The sequence below is a fragment of the Streptomyces sp. B1I3 genome (genome assembly GCF_030816615.1).
In the GTDB taxonomy this organism is placed as follows: domain Bacteria; phylum Actinomycetota; class Actinomycetes; order Streptomycetales; family Streptomycetaceae; genus Streptomyces.
Genome location: NZ_JAUSYD010000001.1, coordinates 3791547 through 3815087 on the forward strand (window position 1 = coordinate 3791547; position 23541 = coordinate 3815087).

General features: G+C 70.6%; 22 protein-coding genes and 3 tRNA genes. 12 read left to right on the top strand and 13 right to left on the bottom strand.

Annotated features, from left to right (window positions below; all coding sequences use genetic code 11):
• Positions 1 to 328: 328 nt before the first annotated feature.
• Both bldC and QFZ58_RS17360 read right to left on the bottom strand, forming a co-directional pair.
• A complete protein-coding gene (bldC, locus tag QFZ58_RS17355) occupies positions 329 to 535 on the bottom strand; it encodes a developmental transcriptional regulator BldC (RefSeq protein WP_003949541.1) in 207 nt (68 codons plus the stop codon).
• A 711-nt stretch (positions 536 to 1246) separates the two neighbouring features.
• Positions 1247 to 2092 carry a hypothetical protein gene (locus tag QFZ58_RS17360; RefSeq protein ID WP_307125824.1) on the bottom strand — a complete coding sequence of 282 codons (846 nt, stop codon included), beginning with the start codon at positions 2090 to 2092 and terminating at the stop codon, positions 1247 to 1249.
• A gap of 176 nt (positions 2093 to 2268) precedes the next feature.
• On the opposite strand from QFZ58_RS17360, the gene QFZ58_RS17365 reads away from it, so the two are divergent.
• Entirely contained in the window at positions 2269 to 3360 is a 1092-nt protein-coding gene (locus QFZ58_RS17365; RefSeq protein WP_307125825.1) for a Glu/Leu/Phe/Val dehydrogenase dimerization domain-containing protein, read from the top strand.
• 469 nt (positions 3361 to 3829) lie between these two features.
• Positions 3830 to 4087 carry a DUF3073 domain-containing protein gene (locus QFZ58_RS17370; RefSeq protein WP_031097368.1) on the top strand — a complete coding sequence of 86 codons (258 nt, stop codon included), beginning with the start codon at positions 3830 to 3832 and terminating at the stop codon, positions 4085 to 4087.
• Positions 4088 to 4218: 131 nt separating this feature from the next.
• Here QFZ58_RS17370 and purM read toward each other — a convergent pair whose 3' ends face one another.
• Both purM and purF read right to left on the bottom strand, forming a co-directional pair.
• Positions 4219 to 5292 (bottom strand): phosphoribosylformylglycinamidine cyclo-ligase, encoded by a 1074-nt coding sequence (gene purM / locus QFZ58_RS17375; RefSeq protein ID WP_307125826.1) that lies wholly within the window; start codon positions 5290 to 5292, stop codon positions 4219 to 4221.
• A 60-nt stretch (positions 5293 to 5352) separates the two neighbouring features.
• Positions 5353 to 6879: an amidophosphoribosyltransferase gene (purF, locus tag QFZ58_RS17380; RefSeq protein ID WP_307125827.1), complete on the bottom strand. Its 1527-nt coding sequence runs from the start codon at positions 6877 to 6879 to the stop codon at positions 5353 to 5355.
• Positions 6880 to 7430: 551 nt separating this feature from the next.
• Between purF and QFZ58_RS34480 the strand changes: the two genes are divergently transcribed.
• Positions 7431 to 7523, top strand: coding sequence for a putative leader peptide (locus QFZ58_RS34480; RefSeq protein ID WP_373428560.1), 93 nt, complete (start codon positions 7431 to 7433; stop codon positions 7521 to 7523).
• 251 nt (positions 7524 to 7774) lie between these two features.
• On the top strand, positions 7775 to 9181 hold the full coding sequence (locus QFZ58_RS17385; RefSeq protein WP_373428561.1) for a sulfatase-like hydrolase/transferase: 1407 nt from the start codon (positions 7775 to 7777) through the stop codon (positions 9179 to 9181).
• 185 nt (positions 9182 to 9366) lie between these two features.
• Here QFZ58_RS17385 and QFZ58_RS17390 read toward each other — a convergent pair whose 3' ends face one another.
• The 7 genes from QFZ58_RS17390 to purS form a co-directional block, all read right to left on the bottom strand.
• Positions 9367 to 10188, bottom strand: a complete 822-nt coding sequence (locus QFZ58_RS17390) for an META domain-containing protein (protein WP_307125829.1) — start codon at positions 10186 to 10188, stop codon at positions 9367 to 9369.
• A gap of 53 nt (positions 10189 to 10241) precedes the next feature.
• Entirely contained in the window at positions 10242 to 11042 is an 801-nt protein-coding gene (locus tag QFZ58_RS17395) for a maleylpyruvate isomerase family mycothiol-dependent enzyme (protein ID WP_307125830.1), read from the bottom strand.
• A gap of 131 nt (positions 11043 to 11173) precedes the next feature.
• Positions 11174 to 11998 carry a M23 family metallopeptidase gene (locus QFZ58_RS17400; protein WP_307128900.1) on the bottom strand — a complete coding sequence of 275 codons (825 nt, stop codon included), beginning with the start codon at positions 11996 to 11998 and terminating at the stop codon, positions 11174 to 11176.
• Between the two features lie 47 nt (positions 11999 to 12045).
• Positions 12046 to 12570: a helix-turn-helix transcriptional regulator gene (locus tag QFZ58_RS17405; protein ID WP_307125831.1), complete on the bottom strand. Its 525-nt coding sequence runs from the start codon at positions 12568 to 12570 to the stop codon at positions 12046 to 12048.
• Between the two features lie 104 nt (positions 12571 to 12674).
• On the bottom strand, positions 12675 to 14924 hold the full coding sequence (gene purL, locus QFZ58_RS17410) for a phosphoribosylformylglycinamidine synthase subunit PurL (protein WP_307125832.1): 2250 nt from the start codon (positions 14922 to 14924) through the stop codon (positions 12675 to 12677).
• Positions 14921 to 15601 (bottom strand): phosphoribosylformylglycinamidine synthase subunit PurQ, encoded by a 681-nt coding sequence (gene purQ / locus QFZ58_RS17415; RefSeq protein WP_307125833.1) that lies wholly within the window; start codon positions 15599 to 15601, stop codon positions 14921 to 14923. The genes purL and purQ overlap by 4 nt, the downstream gene beginning before the upstream one ends.
• Entirely contained in the window at positions 15598 to 15867 is a 270-nt protein-coding gene (purS, locus tag QFZ58_RS17420; protein WP_307125834.1) for a phosphoribosylformylglycinamidine synthase subunit PurS, read from the bottom strand. The genes purQ and purS overlap by 4 nt, the downstream gene beginning before the upstream one ends.
• 366 nt (positions 15868 to 16233) lie before the next feature.
• On the opposite strand from purS, the gene QFZ58_RS17425 reads away from it, so the two are divergent.
• The 8 genes from QFZ58_RS17425 (at position 16234) to QFZ58_RS17460 (ending at position 20807) form a co-directional block, all read left to right on the top strand.
• The gene (locus QFZ58_RS17425; RefSeq protein WP_307125835.1) at positions 16234 to 16569 is read left to right on the top strand and encodes an Lsr2 family protein; all 336 of its coding nucleotides are present in this window, start codon (positions 16234 to 16236) and stop codon (positions 16567 to 16569) included.
• A 151-nt stretch (positions 16570 to 16720) separates the two neighbouring features.
• A tRNA-Gly gene (locus tag QFZ58_RS17430) sits at positions 16721 to 16792 on the top strand.
• A gap of 79 nt (positions 16793 to 16871) precedes the next feature.
• Positions 16872 to 16944: transfer RNA gene (locus tag QFZ58_RS17435), tRNA-Gly, on the top strand.
• Positions 16945 to 17076: 132 nt separating this feature from the next.
• Positions 17077 to 18024, top strand: coding sequence for an ABC transporter ATP-binding protein (locus QFZ58_RS17440; RefSeq protein WP_307125836.1), 948 nt, complete (start codon positions 17077 to 17079; stop codon positions 18022 to 18024).
• Positions 18021 to 18791: an ABC transporter permease gene (locus tag QFZ58_RS17445; protein ID WP_307125837.1), complete on the top strand. Its 771-nt coding sequence runs from the start codon at positions 18021 to 18023 to the stop codon at positions 18789 to 18791. The genes QFZ58_RS17440 and QFZ58_RS17445 overlap by 4 nt, the downstream gene beginning before the upstream one ends.
• 47 nt (positions 18792 to 18838) lie before the next feature.
• Complete coding sequence (locus QFZ58_RS17450; RefSeq protein ID WP_307125838.1) at positions 18839 to 20092, top strand: sensor histidine kinase; 1254 nt, start codon at positions 18839 to 18841, stop codon at positions 20090 to 20092.
• Positions 20089 to 20712 carry a response regulator transcription factor gene (locus QFZ58_RS17455; RefSeq protein ID WP_307125839.1) on the top strand — a complete coding sequence of 208 codons (624 nt, stop codon included), beginning with the start codon at positions 20089 to 20091 and terminating at the stop codon, positions 20710 to 20712. Before QFZ58_RS17450 ends, QFZ58_RS17455 begins: the two co-directional genes overlap by 4 nt.
• 22 nt (positions 20713 to 20734) lie before the next feature.
• Positions 20735 to 20807 (top strand) — tRNA-Gly (locus QFZ58_RS17460).
• Between the two features lie 43 nt (positions 20808 to 20850).
• Here QFZ58_RS17460 and QFZ58_RS17465 read toward each other — a convergent pair.
• Both QFZ58_RS17465 and QFZ58_RS17470 read right to left on the bottom strand, forming a co-directional pair.
• Entirely contained in the window at positions 20851 to 21780 is a 930-nt protein-coding gene (locus QFZ58_RS17465) for a phosphoribosylaminoimidazolesuccinocarboxamide synthase (RefSeq protein ID WP_307125840.1), read from the bottom strand.
• A 115-nt stretch (positions 21781 to 21895) separates the two neighbouring features.
• On the bottom strand, positions 21896 to 23359 hold the full coding sequence (locus QFZ58_RS17470; RefSeq protein WP_307128901.1) for a N,N-dimethylformamidase beta subunit family domain-containing protein: 1464 nt from the start codon (positions 23357 to 23359) through the stop codon (positions 21896 to 21898).
• Positions 23360 to 23541 lie beyond the last annotated feature (182 nt).

Genomic DNA, 23541 nt, shown 5'->3' on the forward strand with positions numbered 1-23541 from the left:
ACAGGCACGCCCACACCCGCGCGCAGGGCCCCGGGAAACCGACCCGTCGGCCTGTTGTCCGCCGCTCAGGACGTGGCGCCGGGCCGGCCGCCGGGCGATGCCGGGCACCGCACGCCCCGACCGCTGCCATGAACCGCCCGCAGGGCGGCTGCGGACACAAAAAAGATCGCGCTGGACCCGGCGGAGTCCAGCGCGATCGAACGACGCACCCTCGTGTCACAGGTATGACGCCCGTTGGGGCAGGCGTCCGTCGTGTGGAGCTATGAGTGGGTACCGGGGGTTGGGGGACCCGTCGGTAACCCGGTTGTGCTGCGGCGACAGGGGTGTGTCAGGCCTCGCTGCGCTGCTGCGGAATACCCGCAAGCAGTGCGCGGACCTCTGCCTCGCGGTACCGGCGATGCCCACCGAGCGTGCGGATGGACGTGAGCTTGCCAGCCTTGGCCCAACGGGTGACCGTCTTCGGGTCCACGCGGAACATCGTGGCGACCTCAGCCGGGGTCAGCAGCGGCTCGGCATCAGGGGTGCGAGCGGTCATGAGCGGCCTCCTCGGGAGAACCGAACCATCTCGGTTCTTTCCTCTAAATTCTGCACCTTGACCCGCGTTGCCCGAAATGGCGGACGCGGGCCGAGTCGGTTATAGGACGAACGGCTTGTCCTCGGCACTACAACTACACCATCCGTCCGGCCACGTCGGCCAAACCGATGGAATTGCCCTCCCAGGTGTTCATCAGCGACGGAAGCCGATGGACCATGCCATAGCGGACAGTCACGCCCCAGTAACGATCAGTCACAGAGCGATCAGGAGTCGTCAGAAGTCGTCAGACCCCCCATAGCGTGCAATGCTGAGCATTCCACCCAAAGTTGGGCGGACAGAGTCTCCCCAGGACCCCTTGTCCTATTTTGGCATGAGGAGTAGGGAAGGGCGCAAGGGCCCCGTTAGTGCTTTCCGTCACGCTTGAGGCAAAGGCCCGGTTCGGGACGTAGGTCCCGCGCCCTGTGGAGCGATCTCCGACCTCACCTGTCTCACGCGTCACACAGGGCGTTCGGTTCACTGCCCGTCAGTTCCTGTCAGGCCATCTCCGTTCACCTCCACCCGGCCGCCTCGGCACCTCACGGGTGCCTCCCGGGCGCCTGGAGACTCCCGGGATCTCCCGGTGCCCTTGAATGCCGGACACCGCACAGGATGTCTCTTCCCTCCCTATCGCCTGTCTATGCGACGGTTACTGGCACTTGCACAGCTTTCCGACTAGTTGGCCGATTGGCGGTCCCGTACCGCCCGCCACCGCTCGGCCAGACGCCCGTACGCCACACCCGCCGCATCGGTGTCCCCGGCCCGCAGCGCCGCGATGCCCTCGGCCACGTCGGCGGCCGACCGGTCCTCCGCCAGCTGCTCCCCCGGCAGCGCGTGGACCAGGCCGCCGTAGTCCAGTTCGACCAGGGCGCGCGGATGGAACTCCTCCAGCCAGCGCCCCACATCCACCAGCCCCTCGGTCAGGGGTCCTTCGTCGACCGTCTCCCGCAGCGTCCTGAGCGCCCGCGCCAGCCGGCGCCGCGCCTGCACCATCGGTGTCCGGTAGCGCAGCAGGGGCCGGACGCCGTCCGCGTCCCCGGCCACGTATTCGCGCTCCTCGTCGTCGAAGAGGACGAACCAGCGCACCGGGACGTGCCACACCGTGGTCCGGATCCAGGGACGGGCGTCCGGGTTCCGCTCCGCCCAGCGCTCGTAGTCCGCCGCCTGCTGCCCCCGCACCACCGGCGGCAGCACCGAGTCCAGCACCGTGGCCGGAAACAGACCCCCCAGTTCGTCCAGGGCCATCCAGCCCCGCATGCGCGTCCGCCAGGGGCAGACGCACACGACCCCGTCCACCTCCGCGACGAAGGCGTCGGCGCTTTCGTGCACGGGCACGCCCACCGGCGGGGTGGGCACCAAGTCGGCGAGCGAGCGCCGGAGTTCGTCCTGGGCGCTGGGGAGCTCGGTCCGCTGGGCGTAGCGCGCCCAGTGGCCGCGTTCGGGTTCGGGGAAGGCGGCGAGCGGCTCGTACACCCGCAGGTAGGACGTGTAAGGGACTAGCACTGAGGACACCACCGGCATGCGGCGAATCGTGTCACGCCCGTACTCCGCCAGGGGGTGATCCCGAGCACTGAAACAGATCTACGGGCCCGTAGGACTTACAGTCTTGCCCAGCCGGACCGGCCGTACAGGCCGGCCCGGGGCCCTCCCCACCTTCAGGAGGGTCTTCCGCCGCTTCGTACTTGGGAGTCACCACAGTGACCGATGTGACCGGCGCGCCTGTCGATGTACTGCGTACCCTGTTCCACTCGGAGCAGGGAGGCCACGAGCAGGTCGTGATCTGCCAGGACCGCGCCAGCGGCCTCAAGGCCGTCATCGCCCTCCACTCCACCGCCCTGGGCCCCGCCCTCGGCGGCACCCGCTTCTACCCGTACGCCTCCGAGGCGGAGGCCGTGGCCGACGCGCTGAACCTCTCGCGCGGCATGTCGTACAAGAACGCCCTGGCCGGCCTCGACCACGGAGGCGGCAAGGCCGTCATCATCGGCGACCCCGATCTCGTCAAGACGGACGAACTGCTGCTCGCCTACGGCCGGTTCGTGGCCTCGCTCGGCGGACGCTACGTGACCGCCTGTGACGTCGGCACGTACGTCGCCGACATGGACGTCGTCGCCCGCGAGTGCCGCTGGACCACCGGCCGCTCGCCCGAGAACGGCGGCGCCGGTGACTCCTCCGTGCTGACCGCCTTCGGCGTCTTCCAGGGCATGCGCGCCTCCGCCCAGCACCTGTGGGGCGATCCCACGCTGCGGGGCCGCAAGGTCGGCGTCGCCGGCGTCGGCAAGGTGGGCCGCCACCTGGTCGAGCACCTGCTCGGCGACGGCGCGGAGGTCGTCGTGACGGACGTGCGCGAGGAGTCCGTACGCCGGATCACCGACCTGCACCCCGAGGTCGCCGTCGCCGCGGACACGGACGCGCTGATCCGCACGGAGGGCCTCGACATCTACGCCCCGTGCGCGCTCGGCGGCGCCCTGGACGACGTGACGGTTCCCGTACTCACCGCGAAGGTGGTGTGCGGCGCGGCCAACAACCAGCTCGCGCACCCGGGGGTCGAGAAGGACCTGGCCGACCGTTCGATCCTGTACGCACCGGACTACGTGGTGAATGCCGGTGGTGTGATCCAGGTGGCCGACGAGCTCCACGGTTTCGACTTCGACCGGTGCAAGGCCAAGGCTGCGAAGATCTTCGACACCACGCTGGCCATATTCGCACGTGCGAAGGCTGACGGCATTCCGCCGGCCGCCGCCGCCGACCGGATCGCCGAACAGCGGATGTCCGAAGCCCGCCGCCCCTGACGGCTCACGCCGCCCCGCGGCCATCGGCGCGTCCCGCCCGTCACGCACTCCCCGGGCCGGCCCCTGACACCGGACCGTCGTCCCGCGGCCCGGTGTCAGGCACGCCCGAAGGGGCCGTCGTCGAGCGCCGCCTTCCGCCTCCGCCGAGCATCCGGCGAGGCCGGGCGAACGGGGGCCGAAGGCGGTCGGAGGGCGGCCGTGCGGGGGCGGGAGGGCGTGGGGAGACAAGACTCACCCCGGTCGGCGGGTCGGTCACCGGCAAGAGGTTAAAATCGCTGTTGACCAGCGAGGACGGGCTCCTCTGCGGTCCTGCGGCAAGGCGCGTGATGCGGGCGGCGTACCGTATGGCCGAGGAAGCAGGTACCGTTAAAGCCACGGGCGCGGTCTCTCAGCCGAGAGTCCGTCCTGAAACATGAACGCGTGTCAAGACTCTGGGGCCGTCGAGCCCCGTCACCGAGGGGGTCGAGCCATGGGGCGCGGCCGGGCAAAGGCCAAGCAGACCAAGGTCGCCCGCCAGCTGAAGTACAGCAGCGGCGGGACTGACCTGTCGCGTCTGGCCAATGAGCTGGGCGCATCGCCTTCGAGTCAACCACCGAACGCCGAGCCGTTCGAGGACGACGACGAGGAAGATGACCCGTACGCACAGTACGCGGATCTGTACAACGACGACGAGGATGCGGACGAGGACGGCCAGTCCGGTCCGTCGTCACAGCGCCGCGGCGCTTGACCTCGCGCTGACACAGAACCCGGTCCGGGCCTGCCCGGACCGGGTTCTGTGCTGTCCCCGTCCGGACGGGCGGTGCGGCCCTCGCGTCCGCCGGCCCGGTGCACGGGGCCGGCGGACGTGTCGTCCTTCAGCTACCGGGCGTAGCCGCCGGTCAGAGCGGCGCCTGTCACGTGGTCACCGCGGTCGGTGATCTCACCGGCGACCCAGGAGTCCACACCCCGGTCGGCCAGCGTCGTCAGCGCCACGTCCACGGAGTCGGCCGGCACGATCGCGATCATGCCGACACCCATGTTGAGCGTCTTCTCCAGCTCCAGCTGCTCGACCTGTCCTGCCTTGCCGACCAGGTCGAAGACGGCCCCGGGCGTCCAGGTGGACCGGTCGACCGTGGCGTGCAGTCCCTCCGGCACGACCCGGGCCAGGTTGTTGGCCAGGCCGCCGCCCGTGACGTGGCTGAAGCCGTGCACCTCGGTCGTACGCGTCAGTGCCAGGCAGTCCAGGGAGTAGATCCGGGTGGGCTCCAGGAGCTCCTCCCCGAGCGTCCTGCCGAACTCCTCGACCTGGCGGTCCAGGGCCCAGCCGGCCCGGTCGAAGACCACATGGCGCACGAGCGAGTACCCGTTGGAGTGAAGACCGGAAGAGGCCATCGCGATGACGACGTCACCCTTGCGGATACGGTCCGGGCCGAGCAGCCGGTCGGCCTCGACCACGCCGGTACCGGCACCCGCCACATCGAAGTCGTCCGGGCCGAGCAGGCCCGGGTGCTCGGCCGTCTCGCCGCCGACCAGGGCGCAGCCCGCCAGGACGCAGCCTTCGGCGATGCCCTTCACGATGGACGCGACACGCTCGGGATGCACCTTGCCGACGCAGATGTAGTCGGTCATGAAGAGCGGCTCGGCACCGCACACGACCAGGTCGTCGACGACCATGCCGACCAGGTCATGGCCGATGGTGTCGTAGACGCCCATCTGCCGGGCCAGATCGACCTTCGTGCCGACACCGTCGGTGGCGGAGGCGAGCAGCGGGCGCTCGTAGCGCTTGAGCGCCGAGGCGTCGAAGAGGCCGGCGAACCCGCCCAGGCCGCCGAGGCCCGCGACCTCGGGGCGCTGCGTCTTCTTCACCCACTCCTTCATCAGCTCGACGGCGCGGTCGCCGGCTTCGATGTCGACGCCCGCCGCCGCGTAGGAAGCACCTGTTGTCTCAGACATTGCCCGGGATCTTTCGTGTGGGATTACTGGGCCGGTGGGGACGGAGCCGGTCGGTCCGGGTCACGGACGACGCAGCGCGTCGGCCGCCGCGGTCTCGGCGGGGCCGGCCGCCAGCTCGGTCTCCAGCAGCTGCTTGCCCAGCAGCTCCGGGTCCGGAAGCTCCATCGGGTATTCGCCGTCGAAGCAGGCGCGGCAGAGGTTCGGTTTGGCGATCGTGGTCGCCTCGACCATCGCGTCCAGCGAGATGTAGGCGAGGGAGTCCGCACCCATGGAGGTGGCGATCTCGTCGACCGTCATGCCGTTGGCGATCAGCTCGGCGCGCGTCGCGAAGTCGATGCCGAAGAAGCAGGGCCACTTCACGGGCGGGGAGGAGATCCGGATGTGGATCTCGGCGGCGCCCGCCTCGCGGAGCATCCTTACCAGGGCGCGCTGGGTGTTGCCGCGGACGATCGAGTCGTCGACGACCACCAGGCGCTTGCCCTTGATGACTTCCTTGAGCGGGTTCAGCTTGAGGCGGATGCCCAGCTGGCGGATGGTCTGGGACGGCTGGATGAAGGTCCGGCCGACGTAGGCGTTCTTGACCAGTCCGGCGCCGAACGGGATGCCGCTGGCCTCGGCGTAACCGATGGCGGCGGGGGTGCCCGACTCCGGCGTCGCTATGACCAGATCGGCCTCGGCCGGAGCCTCGGCCGCCAGCTTCCGGCCCATCTCCACCCGGGAGAGGTAGACGTTCCGCCCGGCGATGTCGGTGTCGGGGCGGGCCAGGTAGACGTACTCGAAGACGCAGCCCTTGGGCTTCGCTTCCGCGAAGCGCGAAGTGCGCAGTCCGTTCTCGTCGATGGCGACGAGCTCGCCCGGCTCGATCTCGCGCACGTAGCTGGCGCCGCAGATGTCGAGGGCGGCGGACTCGGAGGCCACCACCCAGCCACGCTCGAGCCGGCCGAGGACCAGGGGGCGGATGCCCTGCGGGTCACGGGCCGCGTAGAGCGTGTGCTCGTCCATGAAGACGAGTGAGAAGGCGCCCTTGACCACGGGGAGCACCTTTGCGGCGGCCTCCTCGATGGTGAGCGGCTTGTCGTCGTCGTCCCGCTGGCCGGCGAGCAGCGCGGTCACCAGGTCGGTGTCGTTGGTCGCCGCGACCTGGGTGGCCCGGCCGTCCTTCCGGGGAAGGTCGGCCACCATCTCGGCGAGCTGGGCCGTGTTGACCAGGTTGCCGTTGTGTCCCAGGGCGATCGAGCCGTGCGCGGTAGCACGGAACGTCGGCTGCGCGTTCTCCCACACCGAGGCACCGGTGGTGGAGTAACGGGCATGACCGACCGCGATATGGCCCTGGAGCGAACCCAGAGACGTTTCGTCGAAGACCTGCGAGACCAGTCCCATGTCCTTGAAGACCAGGATCTGCGACCCGTTGCTCACTGCGATGCCCGCGGACTCCTGTCCACGGTGCTGCAGGGCATACAGTCCGAAATAGGTGAGCTTGGCGACCTCTTCGCCCGGAGCCCAGACACCGAAGACGCCGCAAGCGTCCTGGGGGCCTTTCTCTCCGGGGAGCAGGTCGTGGTTGAGTCGTCCATCACCACGAGGCACGCCACCGAGTGTAGGCGAGATCGACCACCGGTCCGAATTGGGTGACCACCCCGAAGGGGTCCAGGCACCGGCGGGAGCGAGTCCGCGGGGCGGTTTCCGCGGGAGCGGAAGGGTGCTCCGGGCGATCACTCCGGGTGATCATGGGCGGATCCTCCCCCCGCGCCCCGGACCCCCGCAGGACGGCCGATGCCGGGATGGGCGGCGGTTACCGGCGGGTCCGGGCCGGCTTCGGCCCGATGCCCGCGCGGGCCCTCGTCGTGGCACTCGGTGAGCCGGGGGCGAGACGGGGCCGGGGGAGGCCGAACGCTCGTTTCGTGGCGAGCCTCACACCGGCGAGGGCCGGACGGGGAGCGCCGGACGCCTCTCTCGAACCTTCGTACCCCTCTGAGGGCATCCCGCCTCCCGCCCCGGCGGCCCCGAAGGCGCTCCCCTCTCGAAGCACCCGCCCCCTGGAAGCGTCCCCAGCCCGGAGGCTCCGGATACTGGGACTCCCGTCCGCGATTCGAGATCAGCGTTGACAGGCGCATGGCCTGTTGGCAGGCTCCTGGCTCATGCAGCCTCTCGGTGACCACTCGGTCACGCTCGTAGCGCGCCGCCACGTCGATCTCGGACGTGTCGCGAGCGCCATCTGTCGCCGCGGCTGAGTCTGCCCCGCTCCCGAAGCCTTCCGTAGGACTTCTCTTCGGTAGAGCCGTGCCTCTTCTCCCTGTGTGCCCGCTCACGGCGAGGCGTGCCTCCAGGCACGCCCCTGTCCGGCGGGTCCCGTCGCGTTCCCCTCTCTCGCGCGTCGCACCGACCGGCGCCCGAGGCCCGCCCAGGAGACCTCATGCCCTCTCGCGAATCGAATACCAGTGCGAGCACAACGTCCGGTACACGCCCGTCCGGCACCCAGCCCTTGAGCCGTCGCACGTTCACCACCGCCGTGGGGGCGACCGCCGCCACGGCCGCCGTCGCCCTGCAGGCCGCCTCCCCCGCGGTCGCGGCGGCGTCCGACGGCGTGACGCGGGAGCGGCCGTTCCGCGCCGCCCGGGGCAGGCACGCGCGCCGTCCCAACATCCTGTTCATCCTCGGCGACGACCTCGGGTGGGCGGATCTCTCCTCCTACGGGGCGCCGCACATCCGTACCCCCCACCTGGACGCACTCGCGCGTCAGGGCGTGCGGTTCACGGACGCCTACTCCGGGTCCGCGACCTGCTCCCCCACCCGCTTCAGCCTCTACACGGGCCGCTACCCAGGGCGTACGAAGGGCGGGCTCGCGGAGCCCATCGCCGACAAGTCGGCGGGACTCGAAACGACCCACCCGACCTTGGCGTCCCTGCTGCGTGGCGCCGGCTACGCGACCGCCCTGATCGGCAAGTGGCACTGCGGATACCTGCCGGACTACAGCCCGACCAGATCCGGCTGGGACGAATTCTTCGGCAACTTCGGCGGAGCCCTGGAGTACTACTCGAAACTCGGCCTGGGTGGGGAGTACGACCTCTACGAAGGGGACGCCGCGTACAAGGACCTCCGCTACTACACCCGGATCCTGACGGAACGTGCGAGCGAGTACGTGCAGCGCGACCACGACAAGCCGTGGCTGCTCAACCTGAACTTCACGACCCCGCACTGGCCCTGGATCGCCGACGGGGACACGGAGGCTTCGGCCGAGATCGTCCGCCGGATCAAGGCGGGCGACCGGGCCGCCCTCTGGAATGCCGACGGTGGCTCCGTCGAGAAGTACACGGAGATGGTGGAGGACCTGGACCGCTCGGTCGGCGAGGTGCTGAAGGCCCTGAAGCGGTCGGGTCAGGAGGAGGACACCCTGGTCTTCTTCGCCAGCGACAACGGCGGAGAGCGCTTCTCCTACAACTGGCCGTTGTCCGGCAACAAGAGCTCACTCCAGGAAGGCGGCATCCGGGTCCCCTCGGTGCTGCGCTGGCCCGCGCGCATCGACGGTCACCAGGTCAGCGATCTCCCCGTGTTCTCGCCGGACTGGACGGCGACCCTGCTGGAGCTCGGCGGTGCACGGCCGGACCCCGCCTACCCCCTGGACGGCATCAGCCTCGCCGGGTATCTGCTGCGGGACGAGAGGCCGAAGGAGCGGGACCTGTTCTGGCGGGTGCGCGGCGAGCGGGCGCTGCGGCGCGGCGACTGGAAGTACTACCGGGGCGGTAGCGGGACCGACCAGCTCTTCCGGCTGACCGAGGACCAGCGCGAACAGGCCGACCGGGCGGCTGCCGAGCCTGAGCTGCTGGCCGAGCTACGGGCGTCGTGGGAGAGGACGAACGCGGGCCTGCTCCCCTATCCGACGGCTTCCTGAGCCGCCACCGCCGCGCGTGCCCGGTGCGGGTCCCGGCCGGTCGGGTGCGGGTCCCGTCCGATCGGGTGCGGGTCCCGGCCGGTCGGGTGCGGATCCGGGCCGGTCGGGTGCGGATCCGGGCCGGTCAGAAGCCGGTCGGCCCGGCTCCGGCACGCGGTTCGGCCCCCGACGGTTCGGGTCGACGGTCAGTCCTTGGCCGCCGGGGCCGTCGCGCGGAGCCCCCTGCCGCTTTCCGCCGTGAGCGAGAGGGAACGGTGACCGATGCTGTACGCCGTCTTCCCCTCCAGCACACCGAGCAGTGCGCGCTCCAGCTCCATCCGCGGCCCCGGGCACATCTTCCGGGTGGAGGCGAGCGGTCCGAAGGTGATCGTGGAGCCGGAGACCGCCGCCTTGCCATGGAAGGAGTTGCAGCCGAGGCCGCCCTCCACCGAGCCGCCCTTGCCGAAGGTGAGGTGGGCACGGTTCTCCGTCCCCGCGGGCAACGAGGTCGCGACCTTGCCGGAGACCAGCCCCGTGACCTTCCAGGCGGTGCCGGTGAGCGGCGCCGGGGGCTCGGAGGTCAGGGCGATGGAGTCACCCTCTGCCGTGGTCAGGGTCAGTTCCTTGTGCTCGCCCCCGCCCGTCACAGCGGCCTCGAGCTCTCCGCTGAAGGCGCGCCCCAGCGCCGTCTCGAACTGCTGGACATCCTCCTGGCACCCCATTTCCGTGGTGGTGCCGGACCCGACGGTCACCTTGTCGCCGTCCACACGGACGTCGGCGGTGAACCGGTTACATCCCAGACTGCCGGTGGCCTTCCCGCTCGGATCGATCTCGACGTGGGCGTCTGCGGGGGCGGTGGTCCTCCTCCCGTCGACGGTCAGGGAGGAGACGTTCCAGTGGACACCGGTCACGGGCAGCTCTGTCCGTACGGCGCCGCTGCCGTCCCCGGAGTCCCCGGATCCTGCTCCGGAGCCCGATTCCGTACCGCAGGCGGCAAGGGTGAGGAGGGCCAGGACGCTGACGGCCATACGTGGTGTGTGCATGGCGATGGGACGGATCGACCCGGCGATCCGGTTCCCCTTCAGCCCATCAGCGGGAGCAGCGGGGCGAGGTCGGCCCGCTCGCCACTGGCACTGACCCGCGCCTCGTCCAGTGCCTGCGCCCACCGCGTACGCCCGGTGGCCAGGCGGATCCAGGTGAGCGGGTCCGTCTCCACGACGTTGGGAGGCGTGCCCCGGGTGTGCTTGGGCCCGCCGATGCACTGGACGACGGCGAAGGGCGGGACACGCACCTCGACGGAGCCGCCGGGCGCCCTGTCCGCGAGCGCGTCGGCGAGCAGCCGGGTGCAGGCGGCGAGAGCCTGGCGGTCGTACGGGACGTCGAGGCCGGTCGCCCGGTGCAGGTCGTCGGTGTGGACGACGAGTTCGACGGTGCGGGTGACCAGGAAGTCGCCCAGGCGCATCGTCCCCGCCCGGGTCGTGACCAGCCGGTCGCCGGCGCCGGCGGGCACCAGTTCGGCGAACCGGGTGGCCGTCTCCGCGTACAGCGCGTCGAGGTCGGGGTGGGCCGTGGCCAGGGCGCGTGTGCGGTCGGCGATCCCCGCCGCGTTCCCCGCGGTGGAGAACGGCCACTCCAGCAGGGTGATCTCCGGCCTGGGCCCACCGGCCGGCTCCGGCAGTTCCATGGCCCGGCTGACCTGCTCCAGCGTCATGGCGACGTGCGCCACGAGGTCGCGTACGGTCCACTCACCCGGCCCGGGCTGCTCCAGCTGTTCGGGCGTCAGGCCGGTGACGCACTCCCGTACGTGGGCGAACTGGGCCAGGACCGCGGTCCGGATCCTGGCGACGTCGTAGGCGCGGGGGCGCTTCTTGGCCGGTGGCATAGAGGCGAGAGTAACCGGCGCCACCGACAGCGCACGGGGCACCGGCGTGTGCACCCGCCCCCCGCTCCGGTCGTCCTCCGCCGCACCGCGGAGGACGAGCCACGGAGGACGACGCGCCGCAGTCCGGGCGGTCAGCCGTGACCGGGGGCATCGGCGGCCGTGAAGGCCTCGCCGTGGGCCGGGACGCCGATGCCCCGCCAGGTGAACGGGATACCCCGCGCCACGTCGAGGTCCGGGTGGTCCATCAACTGGAAGTGCACATGCGGCTCCGTGGAGTTGCCGGAGTTGCCACACTGCGCGAGCTGCTGACCGGCCCGGACGGTGTCCCCCGCCTTCACCTGGAGCGAACCGCGCCGGACGTGGGCGTACGCGGCGTAGGTGCCGTCGCCGAGGTCGAGCACGACGTGGTTGCCGACGATCGCACGCGCGCCGGCCATGTCACGGACGGACGCCTCGGCCAGCATCAGATAGGCCAGGGCCGGTCCCGAAGTCCGGCTGAGGTGGTCGCGCTGCCCGTCGCTCGCGTGCACGACGGTGGCGTCCGCCACCGCGACGACGGGGGCGCCGAAGGCCGGGAAGTCACGGTTCGGGCGGGCGAGCGGCCACAGCCACCGGAAACCCGGGCGGCCTCCCTCCTCCGGTTCGGCGACGATGTCGATCGCGTACGTCTGCCCGTACCCGTGGGTGCCGTGGCTGGGGACCTTGTCGGCCGGGCTGCTGAGCGCGACCCAGCGTCCGGTCACCGGGGGGCCGATCTCGACGGCGGGCCGGGCCTTGCCCCGCTCCGCACGGCTGCGCCGGCCCACCAGGAGACCGATGACGACCGCGAGCGCCGCGGGGACGAAGGTCACCCCGTACGGGACCAGTGGATCGGCGAGGACGCTCACCACCACCAGCGCGACGAAGGCGAGCCAGCAGCAGCGGTACAGGATCATCGCGCCTTTGCGTACGGACATGCCTTTGCGTACGGACATGTGTCCCCCTCGATCTCGGCGTGCGGGTTTCAGGGCCGGGCGGCCGTGAGCACCACCAGCAGCGGCACGACCCGCGCGCCGGGCACCTCGTAGCGCCCGCGGCCCGCGGCATGCAGCCAGCCCGCAGCCGTGAGCAGGCGCAGGTGGTGGTAGATCTGGCCGGTCGTGCCCGTCTCGTCCAGCTCGGCCAGTTCGGCGGCCGTGCGGCGGCCGCCGAGGATCTCGCGGAGCAGCCGCAGCCGTACCGGGTGGCCGAGCGCGGCCAGGGGCTCGGCGGCCTCCGACCAGTCCGGGCGGTCCTCGCCGTTACCCAGCAGCCCCGCGGTGAGCGCGCCGTACTGCCACTCGTACCGCTCGCCGGCCGGCAGCCGGACCGCGCCCGTGAAGAGCACTCCGCCGTCGGCGGCGGCGTCCCCGACCCTGCCGAGCTGGTCCTTCAGCCCGTCCAGCGCCCAGAAGTCGCCGTCCCCCAGCTCGGGCGCCCCGCGGTCCGCGACCGACTCCAGGGCCGCGATCCGGCGCTCCAGCTCGGCCACACGCTCCTCGAGCTCCATGCCCACCACCTTACGTAATTACGTAATATCAATCAACGGGTAGCGCACCGCATGCCGAAGCCCCCGCCCGGGCAACCCGGACGGGGGCTTCGGCGAAGGCGGAACTAGGCGAACAGACCCTTCAGGGTCCCCTCGTGCGCCGTGCGCAGCTCGCTCAGCGGAATGCTGAACTCGCCCTGGACCTCGATCTCCTCGCCGTCCACGACACCGATCCGGGTGACGGGCAGACCGCGCGCCCCGCACATGTCGTTGAAGCGGAGCTCCTCGCTGCGGGGGACCGAGACGACCGCGCGCCCCGCAGACTCCGAGAAGAGGAAGGTGAACGCGTCGAGACCGTCCGGCACGACCAGCCGGGCACCCTTCCCGCCCCGCAGGCAGGACTCGGTGACCGCCTGGACCAGACCGCCGTCGGAGAGGTCGTGCGCCGCGTCGATCATGCCGTCGCGCGAGGCCGAGATCAGGATCTCGCCGAGCAGCTTCTCGCGGCCGAGGTCGACCTTGGGCGGCATCCCGCCGAGGTGCCGGTGGATCACCTCGGACCACGCCGAGCCGCCGAACTCCTCGCTCGTGTCGCCCAGCAGGTAGAGGAGCTGGCCCTCCTCCGCGAAGGCGATCGGCGTACGGCGGGTGACGTCGTCGATCACACCGAGGACGGCCACGACCGGCGTCGGGTGGATCGCCGTCTCACCGGTCTGGTTGTACAGGGAGACGTTGCCGCCGGTGACCGGGGTGCCCAGCTCCAGACAGCCGTCCGCGAGACCGCGGGTGGCCTCGGCGAACTGCCACATGACGTCCGGGTCCTCGGGCGAACCGAAGTTCAGGCAGTCCGAGATGGCGAGCGGCTTGGCACCGGACGCGGCGACGTTGCGGTAGGACTCGGCGAGCGCCAGCTGCGCCCCCGTGTACGGGTCGAGCTTCGCGTAGCGGCCGTTGCCGTCGGTCGCCATGGCGACGCCCAGATTCGACTCCTCGTCGATCCGGACCATGCCGGCGTCCTCGGGCATCGCGAGCACGGTGTTGCCCTGCACGAAGCGGTCGTACTGGTCGGTGATCCAGGACTTGGACGCCTGGTTCGGGGAGGCGACCAGCTTGAGGACCTGCTCACGCAGCTCGGCGCCGTTCGCCGGGCGGGCCAGCTTGCCGGCGTCGTCGGCCTGCAGCGCGTCCTGCCAGGAGGGGCGGGCGAACGGGCGGTGGTACGTCGGGCCCTCATGGGCGACGGACCGCGGCGGTACGTCGACGATCTGCTCGCCGTGCCAGAAGATCTCCAGCTGCGAGCCCTCGGTCACCTCACCGATGACGGTGGCGATGACGTCCCACTTCTCGCAGATCTCCAGGAAGCGGTCGACCTTGTCCGGCTCGACGATCGCGCACATGCGCTCCTGCGACTCGCTCATGAGGATCTCCTCGGGCGAGAGCGAGGAGTCGCGCAGCGGCACGGTGTCCAGCTCGACGCGCATCCCGCCGGAGCCGGCGGAGGCCAGCTCGCTCGTGGCGCAGGAGAGCCCGGCGCCGCCGAGGTCCTGGATGCCCGCGACGAGCTTCTCCTTGAAGATCTCCAGGGTGCACTCGATGAGGAGCTTCTCCTGGAACGGGTCTCCGACCTGGACGGCGGGCCGCTTGGCCGGGCCGGTCGACTCGAAGGTCTCGGACGCCAGGACGGAGACTCCGCCGATGCCGTCGCCGCCGGTACGGGCGCCGTACAGGATGACCTTGTTGCCGGGGCCGGAGGCCTTGGCCAGGTGGATGTCCTCGTGCTTCATCACACCGATGCAGCCCGCGTTGACGAGCGGGTTGCCCTGGTAGCACTCGTCGAAGACGACCTCGCCGCCGATGTTCGGCAGGCCCAGGCAGTTGCCGTATCCACCGATGCCCGCGACCACGCCGGGCAGCACGCGCCGGGTGTCGGGGTGGTCCGCCGCACCGAAGCGCAGCGGGTCGACGACCGCGACCGGCCGGGCGCCCATGGCGAGGATGTCGCGGACGATGCCGCCGACGCCGGTGGCCGCGCCCTGGTAGGGCTCGATGTACGAGGGGTGGTTGTGCGACTCGACCTTGAAGGTGACCGCGTACCCCTGGCCGACGTCGACCACACCGGCGTTCTCGCCGATGCCGACGAGCATCGCGTCGTTGGCGGGGACCTTCTCGCCGAACTGCTTGAGGTGGACCTTGCTGCTCTTGTACGAGCAGTGCTCGGACCACATCACGGAGTACATGGCGAGCTCGGCGCCGGTGGGACGGCGGCCCAGGATCTCGCGGATCCGGGCGTACTCGTCCTCCTTGAGGCCGAGCTCCTTCCATGGCTGCTCGGTGTCCGGGGTTTCGGCCGCGTGCTTGACCGTGTCCAGGCTCATGCGTTGACCAGCTTCTTGATGATCGAGGTGAAGAAACCGAGGCCGTCGGTGCCACCGGTGCCGACGAGCGGCTCGACGGCGTGCTCGGGGTGCGGCATCAGACCGACGACGTTGCCCGCGGCGTTGGTGATGCCGGCGATGTCGCGCAGCGAACCGTTCGGGTTTCCGTCGAGGTAGCGGAAGACGACGCGCCCTTCGGCCTCGAGCTCGTCGAGCGTGTGCTCGTCGGCGGTGTACCGGCCGTCCACGTTCTTCAGCGGTACGGAGATTTCCTGGCCCGCGGAGTAGTCCGAGGTCCAGGACGTCTCCGCGTTCTCCACCCGCAGCCTCTGGTCGCGGCAGATGAAGTGGAGGTGGTTGTTGCGCAGCATCGCACCGGGCAGCAGGTGCGCCTCGGTCAGGATCTGGAAGCCGTTGCAGATGCCGAGGACCGGCATCCCGGCCTTCGCCTGCGCGATGATCGTCTCCATCACCGGCGAGAAGCGCGAGATGGCTCCGGCGCGCAGATAGTCGCCGTAGGAGAAACCTCCGGCCAGGACCACCGCGTCGACCTGGTGGAGGTCCTTGTCGCGGTGCCAGAGCGGTACGGGTGCGGCACCGGCGAGCCGGACGGCCCGCAGGGCGTCCCGGTCGTCGAGCGTGCCGGGAAAGGTGACGACGCCGATACGAGCGGTCACTTCGGCTCCTCGGACTTCTCGTCCGTCTCGACCCTCACGGTGAAGTCCTCGATGACGGTGTTGGCGAGGAAGGTCTCGGCCAACTCGTCGATGCGGGCGAGGGCGGCGGCGTCGACCGGCCCCTCCACCTCGAGCTCGAAACGCTTTCCCTGACGTACGTCCGCGATTCCGTCGAAGCCGAGACGGGGCAGCGCGCGCTGCACAGCCTGTCCCTGCGGATCGAGGATCTCCGGCTTGAGCATGACGTCGACTACGACGCGTGCCACTGGCACTCCCGGTGGTGTGGTGCGGCTGTGTCTCCGAGGGGTTCCCCAGATCCCCGCGGGTCCACTCAGCGTACCTGGCCAGAAATTCTACGCGGGTAGATATCGGTAGGCCCTGATCACACCGCGATATCGAAGGCCACACCACCGAGGAAAAGTCCTGGGAAAAAATCTTCACCCCGATTGCACCCGGACACGCGGATGTAATTGGCCGGGCTTCACAATGCGGCTCCCACCGCTGTACAAATGATTACCGGGGAAAGCAGGATTGCCCCGGGAACAGTCGACACCAGTCGATCCGCATCCTCAGCGGCCGGAAGGCCGGTCGCATCCCGGACGCGACGGTGCCGTAGGAAAGGACCGATATCCGTGGCTCAGCGTGTAGTGGTTACGCTCTCCGACGACATCGACGGGGGAGAAGCGGCGGAAACGGTCACCTTCGCCCTGGACGGGAAGTCGTACGAGATCGACCTCAATCCCGCCAATGCAAAGAAACTGCGCAAGAGTCTCGCGCCCTACATGGCGGCCGGCCGAAAGCAGACACCCGCCGGCAAGCACGGCAGGGCCCCGGTGGCGTTCCACCACACGTCGGTCGCCCCCGACCCGGCGGCCGTGCGCGCGTGGGCCCGCTCGCACCGGATGGAGGTACCGGCCCGCGGCCGGATCCCCAAGAAGGTCTACGAGGCGTTCCACGCCGCCAGTTGAGGGCCGCGTCCGGTATGCGCCGTTCCGGTACGACCTCCGGGGCGCCGGAACGACTCCCCCGGAGAGCCGACTTGCACAACACCCCTGCAGGTCGGCTAGAGTCTGGAGCACGCCGAAGGGCAAGGCCGAAAGGCCGGTCCCGACGCAGCGTGCGGGTGTAGTTCAGTAGTAGAACATCCCCCTTCCAGGGGGAAGGCGCAGTGTGCAATTCCTGTCACCCGCTCTGCATCGCCTTACCTCATCCCTTCGGGGATCGGGTAGAGTGGTGACCGCTCCACCGGTGAAAGCCGAGTGGCAGCAATGCGGACGTAGCTCAGTTGGTAGAGCGCAACCTTGCCAAGGTTGAGGTCGCCAGTTCGAACCTGGTCGTCCGCTCTTGTTTCGAAGGCCCCGGTCGATATCGACCGGGGCCTTTGTCGTCCTCCTCGGCGACCCATGACGAATGTCATGAGCAGCGATGACAGGGCGCACTGCCCACGGTCGCCGACCGGCGGAAGTCTTACAGGCATGACCAGCGACGATTACCTCCTCGCCGGCGCGGCCATCGAGGCGAACGGCGTCCGCCGACGTTATGCGGGCGGCTTCGAGGCAGTGACCGGAATCTCCTTCTCCGTGGCACCCGGCGAGCTCTTCGCCCTCCTCGGGACGAACGGCGCGGGCAAGACCTCCACCGTCGAACTGCTCGAAGGACTGGCACGCCCGGACGGCGGGACGGTCCGCGTCCTGGGCCACGATCCGTACCGGGAGCGCGCGGTGGTGCGGCCCCGGATCGGCGTGATGCTCCAGGAGGGCGGCTTCCCGTCCGACCTGACGGTCACCGAGACCCTCCGGATGTGGGCGGGCTGCACCACCGGGGCGAGGCCCTGCGGCGAGGTGCTGGAGCTCGTGGGCCTGACCACGCGGGGCGGGGTGCGGGTCAAGCAGCTCTCCGGCGGGGAGCGCCGCCGCCTCGACCTGGCGCTGGCCCTGCTGGGACGGCCTGAGGTCCTCTTCCTCGACGAGCCGACGACGGGGCTCGACGCCGAGGGGCGGCGCGACACCTGGCGACTGGTGCGGGAGCTGCGCGAGGGCGGCACCACGGTCCTGCTGACCACGCACTACCTGGAGGAGGCCGAGGCGCTCGCCGACCGGCTGGCGATCATGCACCAGGGGCGGATCGTCACCTCGGGCACGATCCGCGAGGTGACGGCCGAGCGCCCGGCGCGCATCCGCTTCGAGCTCCCGGACGATGTGGCCCCGGCGCAGCTCCCGCTGTCGCTGCGAGCGGCTGCCGACGGTCCGCGTATCGACATCCGCACCCACGGGCTCCAGGAGTCGCTCCACGAACTGCTCAGCTGGGCCCGGGAGTCGGGCGTGGAGCTGTCCGGGCTCGACGCCCGGTCCGCCTCTCTGGAGGAGGCGTTCCTCGACATCGCCAAGACGCACGTGGAGACGGAAAGGATGGCGACGGCATGACGGGCACCACGGTCGCCGGACGGCTGAACGCACTCGGCCGGGCGGAGCTGACACTCTTCGTGCGGAACAGGACGGCGGTCTTCCTCGCCCTTCTGATGCCGGTGGTGCTGATCTATGTGATGCGCTCCACCCTGGAGGAGATGGATCTCGGCGGCTCCGGACTGACCGCGGCAGGGGCGTCCCTGAGCGGTGGCATCGGGATGGTGCTGCTCCAGGTCGTCTACATGAACCTGGTGGCCGCCTACGTCGCCCGGCGCGAGGAGCTCGTGCTGAAGCGGCTGCGCACGGGGGAGGTCTCCGACCGCGAGATCCTCACCGCGACGGCACTCCCGGCCGGGCTGCTGGCACTCCTCCAGGGCACGCTGATCGTCGTCGTGGGGACACTCGCCTTCGACATGACGGCACCGCACCGCCCCGACCTGCTGCTTCTGGGGCTGCTGCTGGGCATCGTGCTGATGACCGCGCTGGCCGCGGCCACCTCCGCCCTGACGCGCACGGTGCAGACCGCGCAGCTGACCACGCTGCCGCTCTTCCTCGTCTCGTTGCTGGGCTCAGGGCTGTTCGTACCCCTGGACATCCTTCCCGACCTCGCCGCGTCACTTTGCGAACTGCTGCCGCTGACCGGGGTGATGACACTGGTGCGCGCCGGCTGGCTGGGCGGTGTTCCCGCCGGGGACGCCCTGGGTGCGGCACTGACCGCGCTGGCCTGGACGGTTCTCGCGGTGTTTGCTGTCCAGCGGTGGTTCCGGTGGGACCCGCGGCGCTGAGCTCCGCGGATACAGGGGGGTGCGGAGCGGTGTGGGTACGGACGCAGGTGCGCGGATGGCAGAGGCGCGACGGCTTCGCCAAGATCGATCTCTACACGCGTGGCTCCATGCACTCCCTGGTCTGGTCGATGACCCTCTGTCAGACACTCCTGTCCGTCACGCGCCCCGTACGGCACTCCGGCGCACCCGCCCTGCTCATCGCCGCGACGGTCCTGACCGGCGTGGGGCAGGGCCTGTGCTCGGCACCGCTGGTCACCCGGGCCCTCGACCGCTACCTCGGCCGGCAGGCCGTCGACCGGTGGCTGGTCGCCCTCGCGGCCGTCCTGCTGCTCATGAACACGGCAGGCCTCCTGACACTCGGCGGGTACGCCGGAACCGAGGAGTTCCCCGAGTTGCGGCTGGCCCTCGCTGCCGTGATCTGGCCATTCCTGACGTCCTTCGTCCTGATCGCCCCCTTGTGGGCGTCCGGTGTCTGCCTGACGGTCATGGCTGCCGGCATGAGCGGCGGTGCGTGGCTGGCCGGGGGAACCGGTTCCTTCGTACTCGCGACCTTCCTCGGGTCCGGTTTCAGCGGTGCGCTGGCCTCCGTCACCGTGCGGCTGTCCGCCTGGACACTCGGGGTGATGCAGAAGCTCCGTGACGCCAAGGACGTGGAGACGAGGCTGGCGGTCGCCGAGGAGCGGCTGCGGTTCGGCCGGGACATGCACGACGTACTCGGCCGGAACCTGGCGGTGATCGCGCTGAAGAGCGAGTTGGCGGCGGAGCTGGCGCAGCGCGGCAAGCCCGCCGCCGTCGACCAGATGGTCGAGGTCCAGCGCATCGCCCGCGTCTCCCAGCAGGAGGTCCGCGAGGTCGTACGCGGCTACCGCGAGGCCGATCTCCGTACGGAACTGGCGGGCGCCCAGGGCGTCCTGCGGGCGGCCGGGATCAACTGCGCGGTCGAGGGCGGCGACCCGCACGGCGCGGAGCGGCTTCCGGCCTCCGTCCAGTCGGTGCTCGGCTGGGTCGTGCGGGAGGCGGCCACCAACGTGCTGCGGCACGGCGACCCACGACGGTGCACGATCCGGCTCCGGGCGGCACAGGACGCCGTACGTCTGGTCGTGGAGAACGACGGAGCACCGCCGGACGCGGTCGCCGCTCCCGGCGAGGGCTCGGGACTGCCCGGGCTCCGTGAACGGCTGGGCGCGCTGGACGGCAGGCTGGAGGCGGGGCCGGCCGGGGACGGCCTGTTCCGGCTCACAGCGACCGTCCCGCTGCCGTCACCCACGGAACGCACCGCGCCGCTGCTGGAGGAACGATGACCACCGCACCACGGCCCATCCGGGTCCTGCTGGCCGACGACGAGCACCTGATCCGGGGCGCGCTGGCCGCGCTGCTCGCCCTGGAGGACGACATCGTCCTGGTCGCCGAGGCCGCGACCGGCCCGGAGGCTCTCGCGATGGCGCTGGCGCACCGCCCCGACATCGCGGTCCTGGACCTGGAGATGCCGGGGGCGGACGGTGTGAAGGTCGCCACATCGCTGCGCACCGAACTGCCCGGCTGCCGGACCATGATCGTGACGAGTCACGGCAGGCCGGGTCATCTGAAGCGCGCGCTCGCGGCGGGGGTCCGGGCGTTCGTGCCCAAGACGGTCAGCGCCCGCCGGCTGGCCGAAATCATCCGCACGGTGCACGCGGGAAACCGCTATGTGGATCCGGAGTTGGCGGCCGACGCGATATCCGCCGGGGACTCGCCCCTGACCGCCCGGGAGGCCGAGGTACTGGAACTGGCGGCGGACGGGGCGCCCGTCGCGGAGATCGCGGAGCGGGCCTCCCTCTCACAGGGAACCGTCCGCAACTACCTGTCGTCGGCCGTCTCCAAACTCGGAGCGGAGAACCGTCATGCGGCGGTGCGTCTCGCGCGGGAGCGAGGTTGGGTATAGTAGGCACCGCGCCACGGCGCATGCGAACGTAGCTCAGCTGGTAGAGCGCAACCTTGCCAAGGTTGAGGTCGCGAGTTCGAACCTCGTCGTTCGCTCCGTACAGAAGGCCCCGGTCCTCGTGACCGGGGCCTTCTGCTGTCACCTCTTCGGTGCGGCGGACCAGCTGATGCCGGTCAGGTGCGCGTAGGCGTCGAGGTACTTCGCCCGGGTCGCGTCCACGATCTCCTGCGGCAACGCCGGCGGCGGCTGCTCGCCGTGCCGGTCCCAGCCGGAGGCCGGCGAGGTCAGCCAGTCCCGCACGAACTGCTTGTCGTACGAAGGCTGCGGCCTGCCCGGCTCCCAGCTCTCGGCGGGCCAGAAGCGCGAGGAGTCCGGGGTCAGCACCTCGTCCGCGATGATCAGCTCCTCGCCACCGTCCTCGGTGGGCGCGAAGCCGAACTCGAACTTCGTGTCGGCGAGGATGATGCCGCGCTCGCGGGCGATGTCCCGGGCCCGGCCGTAGACGGCGATCGTGGTCTGGCGCAGGGCCGCAGCCGTCTCGGTGCCGACCTCGCGGGCCACCTCCTCGTACGAGACGTTCTCGTCGTGGTCACCGACGGCGGCCTTGGTGGCGGGGGTGAAGATCGGCCCCGGGAGCTCGGATCCGTCGACCAGGCCCTCGGGAAGGCCGAGACCGCAGACCGTACGCGTCGCGTTGTACTCGGTCAGCCCCGAGCCGGTCAGGTAACCGCGCGCCACGCACTCGACGGGGATCATGCGCAGCGACCGGCAGATCAGTGTCCGTCCGGCCCAGTCGGCGGGAGCCCCGGCGGGGATCTCCGTGGACAGGACGTGATTGGGGACGATGTCGGCGAGCTGGTCGAACCACCACAGCGACAGCTGGGTGAGCACCCTGCCCTTGTCAGGGATCTCGGTGGGCAGGACCCAGTCGTACGCGGAAATACGGTCGCTGGCGACCATGACGAGGTCACCCGCCTCGTTCCGGTACAGGTCGCGCACCTTGCCGGCGTGCAGGTGGGTGAGCCCCGGCACCTGCACGGGCTCGGGCTTTTCTACGAAACCGGACACGCTGCCTCCGCGTAGGTTGATCCAGGAGTCCCTCCGATTGTCCCGCATGCGGACGGTCCCCGCCGCCAGGGGTCGCCGCCGCCCGGTTCGCTCGGTGCACCGCCGCCCGGCCGGCTCAGTCGCGCTTGCAGATCCGGTCGAGCAGGTTGGCCGTGGCCCGTTGGACGCGGGCGTCGACGTGACCCGGGCGGTCCAGCGCCGGGGACCACGCGAAGGTGCCGGATGCGAAGACGAGCGCCCCCGAGGGAGCCCGGTAGAGCGAGGTCTCCTGGTGCCGGGTGGCTCCGTCGCCGTCCCGGTAGGGGGAGTGCGCGAGCAGCAGGCGGTTCTCGTGCTCGGGCAGCGTCGTGCGCGGGAAGTAGCGGTCGGCCTCGCCGGCGACCAGCCCGTCGATCTCGTCGCCCTCGGCGGCCCCGGTGGCCTCCCAGAGCCAGTGCCCGGCGTTCCGCACGACCAGTGGGTGCGGCTCGGGGACCCGGCCCGCGTACTGGATGCCGAGGAGTTGCTGCTCGGCGCGGTCGACCTCGCGCCAGAGCGCGGGCTTTCCGGGGCCTCGGCGCTTGCGGCAGGTGAGGAGGCGGTCGGGGACGCCCGAGGGCGACGGGGCCAGGCCGACCTGCCAGTACATGGTGTTCGCGGAGAGGAAGACGAGTGACGTGCCGGTGTCGCGGGCGAGCTCCACGGTGCGGCGCATCGGCACCGACCAGTACTCGTCGTGGCCGGGGAAGACCAGGCCGCGGTAACGGCTGGGGTCCACGCGTCCGGCGTGCAGATCACGGGCGTCGGCGTACGCGAGGTCGTAGCCGTAGCGCTCGGCCCAGCGGATGAAGTCGTAGGCGTGGCCCACGTGCAGGGGCAGGCCGGCGCCCGCGTAGGGGCGGTCGAAGGAGATGGTGACGGCGGCGTCCTCCTCGCCCAGCAGCCGTCCCTGCTCGTCCCACGCGTGGTAGAGGCTGGCACCGGTACGGCCGTCCTCCGGGTAGAGGTTGTACGCCTGCCACGTGATGTCGGGGAGCAGGAGCAGCAGGTCCGCCGGGTGGTCGTCGCGGACCGTGAAGGGGATGTGCGAGCGGTATCCGTCGGCGGTGGTGAGGACGGCGACATACGCGCCGACCGACCAGTAGGTGGGGATCTGCAGACGCCAGGAGAGCCACCAGTGGTGGCACGAGACCGTGCGGTCGGCGGCGAGCGGCGCCGGCTGGACGATGCCGGACAGCCGGGGGCTCGTGGTGATCTTCGCGGCGCCGTCGCCCGCGTAGTGACCGATGCGGTAGATGTCGACCGAGAACTGCTGCGGCGGATCCACGGTGATGTGGAAGTCGATCGCCTCGCCGGGGGCCGCGGCGCCGGGCGACACGAAGCCCTTGATCTGCCGGTGGACGTCGTCGGCGGTACGGGTGCCGCCACCGGCTCCGCCGCGGCCGAGATCGGGGTCGGCGTACCAGGGGACGACCTGGCCCGTGTCGTCGAAGTAGTTCTCGCTGCCGCGCAGCCAGGGCAGCGGGCCCTGCCCGAAGGGGTCGCTCACGGCGTGCGCGAGGGCACCCGATTCCCATCGCCGGATCTGCTCCGCCCCCATGCGGCTCCCCTCCCTCGGCCCCCGGACTTCCTTGCGCCGGATGTCGGCGTCAGCCACCAGCACATCACATAACGCGTGCGGCCCGTCACCGTTCGTTGCTAATCAACGCGCACTGAACCGTTTCTTCCGCATGATTGGTGCCGAATCGCGTGCATCGTGCCGTCCGAGTGGACGGCCGATCG

What these genes read in the sequence shown, in the direction of transcription:
- QFZ58_RS17455 (WP_307125839.1), top strand. Translation starts at nt 20,089, where the DNA reads ATGACCACCGCACCACGGCCCATCCGGGTCCTGCTGGCCGACGACGAG.
- QFZ58_RS17405 (WP_307125831.1), bottom strand. Translation starts at nt 12,570, where the DNA reads ATGGAGCTCGAGGAGCGTGTGGCCGAGCTGGAGCGCCGGATCGCGGCC.
- QFZ58_RS17390 (WP_307125829.1), bottom strand. Translation starts at nt 10,188, where the DNA reads ATGGCCGTCAGCGTCCTGGCCCTCCTCACCCTTGCCGCCTGCGGTACG.
- bldC (WP_003949541.1), bottom strand. Translation starts at nt 535, where the DNA reads ATGACCGCTCGCACCCCTGATGCCGAGCCGCTGCTGACCCCGGCTGAG.
- QFZ58_RS17445 (WP_307125837.1), top strand. Translation starts at nt 18,021, where the DNA reads ATGACGGGCACCACGGTCGCCGGACGGCTGAACGCACTCGGCCGGGCG.
- QFZ58_RS17395 (WP_307125830.1), bottom strand. Translation starts at nt 11,042, where the DNA reads ATGCCACCGGCCAAGAAGCGCCCCCGCGCCTACGACGTCGCCAGGATC.
- purL (WP_307125832.1), bottom strand. Translation starts at nt 14,924, where the DNA reads ATGAGCCTGGACACGGTCAAGCACGCGGCCGAAACCCCGGACACCGAG.
- QFZ58_RS17360 (WP_307125824.1), bottom strand. Translation starts at nt 2,092, where the DNA reads ATGCCGGTGGTGTCCTCAGTGCTAGTCCCTTACACGTCCTACCTGCGG.
- QFZ58_RS17400 (WP_307128900.1), bottom strand. Translation starts at nt 11,998, where the DNA reads ATGTCCGTACGCAAAGGCGCGATGATCCTGTACCGCTGCTGCTGGCTC.
- QFZ58_RS17370 (WP_031097368.1), top strand. Translation starts at nt 3,830, where the DNA reads ATGGGGCGCGGCCGGGCAAAGGCCAAGCAGACCAAGGTCGCCCGCCAG.
- QFZ58_RS17470 (WP_307128901.1), bottom strand. Translation starts at nt 23,359, where the DNA reads ATGGGGGCGGAGCAGATCCGGCGATGGGAATCGGGTGCCCTCGCGCAC.
- QFZ58_RS17440 (WP_307125836.1), top strand. Translation starts at nt 17,077, where the DNA reads ATGACCAGCGACGATTACCTCCTCGCCGGCGCGGCCATCGAGGCGAAC.
- purM (WP_307125826.1), bottom strand. Translation starts at nt 5,292, where the DNA reads ATGTCTGAGACAACAGGTGCTTCCTACGCGGCGGCGGGCGTCGACATC.
- QFZ58_RS34480 (WP_373428560.1), top strand. Translation starts at nt 7,431, where the DNA reads ATGCAGCCTCTCGGTGACCACTCGGTCACGCTCGTAGCGCGCCGCCAC.